Below are 3,452 nucleotides of genomic sequence, written 5' to 3'. Positions count from 1 at the left end.
TCCTCGCGCAAGGCCAACCGCCCCGGCGCCACCAAATTCCCCCAAAAACACCCCCCTCGCCCCCCACCCCCCCCACAGACCCCGCCCCCAACCCGGGCGCCCCCACACCCCGCCCCCCCCGCGACCCGGCCGCCCGACCGGCCGCGCCCGCCGGTGCCGCAGTACCGCCGCGCGAGGGTGGGCGTCGACGGCGCCGCCTTCGCGGAGTGCCTCACGGAGGTCTCGGCCCGCTACGGGATCGAGCCGCGGACGGCGGCCGTCGCCGCGGTCGCCGCCGCGCTGGCCGCCCGCCACCGGCGCGGGCGCACGGTGCTCGCGGTCGGGACGGACCTCGGACCGGTCCGGCTCGTCGACGTCGGGGTCGAGCTGGGCGGGCGAACCGCAGCGGCGGTGGCCCTCGGCCGGCTGGAGGCCGAGCTCGAAGCCGGGCTGGACGCCGGACTCGAAGCGGAGTCGGGTCCGGAGTCCGCCGAACGCTCCGGCGTCGCCGTGCTGTTCGGGCGCCCGGCCGAGCAGTGGCGCGGCCTCGGACCCCGGCTCGCCGACCGGGACCTCGTCCTCAGCATCGACCCGGACCGCAAGGAGACCGGCTGCGAGTTCGACCGCGACCTCTACGACCCCGCCGGTGTGACGGCCTTCTGCGCGGACGTCCGCCAGGTGCTGGCCGCACTCCTGGACTCGCCGGACCTGCCCGTGCTCGACGTCGAGGAGAGCCCCGGCCCGGAAACGGCCAACGCCACGGCCCCGGACGCTCCCGCGCTGAGCTCCACCGAAGCCCTCCTGGCGGGCATCTGGGCCGAGGTGCTGGACGTCTCCCCCGCCGAGATCGAGGCCGGCTCCGACTTCTTCGCCCTCGGCGGGCACTCGCTGCTCGCCGCCCGGGTCGCCATGCGGGCGGGCACCGTCTTCGGCGCCGAGGTCACCGTCGAGGACCTCTTCCACCACCCGACGCTGTCCGGCCTCGCCGCCCTGATCGGCCGGGCCGCGCCGACCACGGTGGCGCCGATCCCGGCGGCACCGGCCGGCGGCGCCCACCCGCTCAGCTCCGCGCAGACCGGCATCTGGCTCGCCGAACAGCTCGACCCGGGCGCGGCGCAGTACAACTTCCCGCTGTACTGGCGGCTGCGCGGCACGGTCGACCCGGCGGCGCTGCGGCGGGCCCTGGACGGGCTGGTGCGGCGTCACGAGGCGCTGCGGCTGCGGATCACGGAGTCGGACGCCGGCCCGGTCCAGGGCGTCTCCCCCGTCCCGGCGGTCCCCTTCGAGACCGTAGACCTGCCCGGACACGACGACGCGGCCCTCGCCGCGCTCGTCCGGCGCACCGTCGACGCGCCCTTCGACCTGGCCGAGAACGCGCTGCGCGCACTGCTCGTCCGCCTCGCGGACGACGACTGGGCCCTCGTCCTCGTCGTCCACCACATCGTCTGCGACCAGTGGTCCCTCGCCCACCTCGTCGACGAGCTCGGCACCCTGTACGCCGGCCGCGTGGGCGTGCCGCAGGACGGACCGCGCACCGGCTACCTGGACTACGCGTCCTGGCACCGGGACGTGCTGGCCGAGCGGCTGCCCGCGCTGCGGGAGCACTGGCGCGAGGACGTCGTCACCGCCCCCGAGGTGGACCTGACGGCCCTGCACCGCGCCGACGCCGGCCCCGGCCTGCGGGCCGGCTGCCACCGCTTCGAGATACCCGCCGGGCTCCTCGGCGAGGTCGAGGCCCTCGGCCGGCGCAGCGGCGCGACCCCGTTCATGGTGCTCTACGCCGCGTTCCTCGGGCTCCTCCACCGCTACTCCGGCCAGGACGACCTGACCGTCGGCACCTCCGTCGCCGGCCGCGGCCACCCCCAGCTGGAGACGGTGGTCGGCTCGTTCGTCAACCTCGTGCAGCTGCGCACCCGGCTCGCCCCCGGCGTCCCGTTCCGCGAGCTCCTGGACCGCGCCCGGACCACCGTCATCGACGCCTACGCGCACCAGGACTACCCGCTGGAGGCGGCCCTGCGGGAGCGGCGGGCCCACGGCGCCCCGGGCACGCCGCCGACCTCCGTCATCTTCGAGCTGCTCAACGTCGACCCGGTGCGGCTGACGCTCCCGGGCGCCGAGGCCGAGGAGGTGCCCGTCCGGGTCGGCTCGGCGAAGTTCGGCCTGATGGTGACGCTGGAGGCCACCGCGTCGGGGACCATCGGCAACGTCGAGTACCGGGCCGACCGCTACGACGCGGCGCGCATCGCCCGGTTCATCGAGCACTACCTGTCGCTCCTCGCGGCCGTGGTGCGGGACCCGGAGCTGCGGGCCGACCAGTGGCTGCCCGCCGGGGAACCGGCCGATCCGAGCCCGGCCGCCCAGGCGGTGGCGGTCGCAGCCGACCAGGAACAGGACGGCGGCGCCACTCCGGCCTCCCGCCAGCGCGACGCCCTCGAAACCGTCCTGGCCGGCATCTGGGCCGACGAGCTCGGCGTCGCCACCGTCGGCGCCGACGAGGACTTCTTCGCGCTCGGCGGCTACTCGCTGACCGCCACGAGGATCGTGGCCCGGCTGCGCCGAGAACTGTCCGTCACGGTGCCGCTGCGCGTCCTGCTCGTCGACGGGACGGTCGCCTCGCTCGCGGCCTACGTCGAGGCCCACGAGCCCGACCTCCCCGGCCTGCAGCGGACCGTCCGGGTCATCCGGCTCGCGCGGGCGGACACCCACCGGCAGCGGCAGACCGCCGACCAGGAAGGGATGTGACCACCATGACCCGCCTTCTGTCCCCCACGCAGCACGGCATCTGGCTCGCCGAGCAGGTCAACCCGGGGCAGCCGGTCTACAACGTGCCGGCCGCGCTGCGCCTGCGGGGCGAGCTGTGCCCGGACGGCCTGCGGCACGCGGTCGAGGCGCTCGTCCGGCGCCACCGCGCGCTGCGGACGCGGTTCGTGTCCGTCGCCGGGCTCCCCCGCCGGACCGTCCTCGACCACGCCGACGTCCCGGTCCGGGTGCTGCGGCTGCCCGACGAGGCGGCGGCCCGGCAAGCCATGGACGAGGAGATCGCGCGGCCCTTCACCGTCGCCACCGACCCCCTGCTGCGGGTGTCCGTCATCCGCTACGCCGAGGACGAGTGCTTCCTGCTGCTGGTGTCCCACCACCTCGTGAGCGACGGCTGGTCGGTGGACGTCCTGCTGGAGGAGCTCGCCGCCCACTACCGGGCCGACGGGGACCCCGTCTCCGTGGATGTCCCGGCGGACGCACCGGCTGAGCCCGAGCTCCCGCCGCTGGACGCCGCCACCGCCGAGGAGAACCTCGCCTTCTGGGAGCGGACGCTGCGCGACGCCCCCGCGGCGACCGAGCCGCTCGGCTCCGGCCGCCGGCCGGCCGGCCGCACCAACCGCGGCATGACGTCCCGGTTCACCCTGCCCGACGAACTCTGCGCCACGATCCGCGAGTTCGGCCGGACCCGCCGGGTGAGCCCCGCCGTGACGCTC

General features: G+C 76.3%; 2 protein-coding genes. Both read left to right on the top strand.

Going from position 1 to position 3,452, the window contains the following annotated elements; genetic code table 11:
- Positions 1-177: 177 nt before the first annotated feature.
- Positions 178-2,721: a condensation domain-containing protein gene (locus ACFV4F_RS42890; RefSeq protein ID WP_380511381.1), complete on the top strand. Its 2,544-nt coding sequence runs from the start codon at positions 178-180 to the stop codon at positions 2,719-2,721.
- Positions 2,722-2,726: 5 nt separating this feature from the next.
- A partial coding sequence (locus ACFV4F_RS42885; RefSeq protein WP_380511378.1) for a condensation domain-containing protein occupies positions 2,727-3,452 on the top strand: 726 nt, incomplete at its 3' end.

The organism is Kitasatospora sp. NPDC059722 (assembly GCF_042733235.1).
GTDB lineage: Bacteria > Actinomycetota > Actinomycetes > Streptomycetales > Streptomycetaceae > Kitasatospora.
Note: the sequence above shows the minus strand (reverse complement) of the source record. Positions and strands in the feature narration are given on the sequence as shown.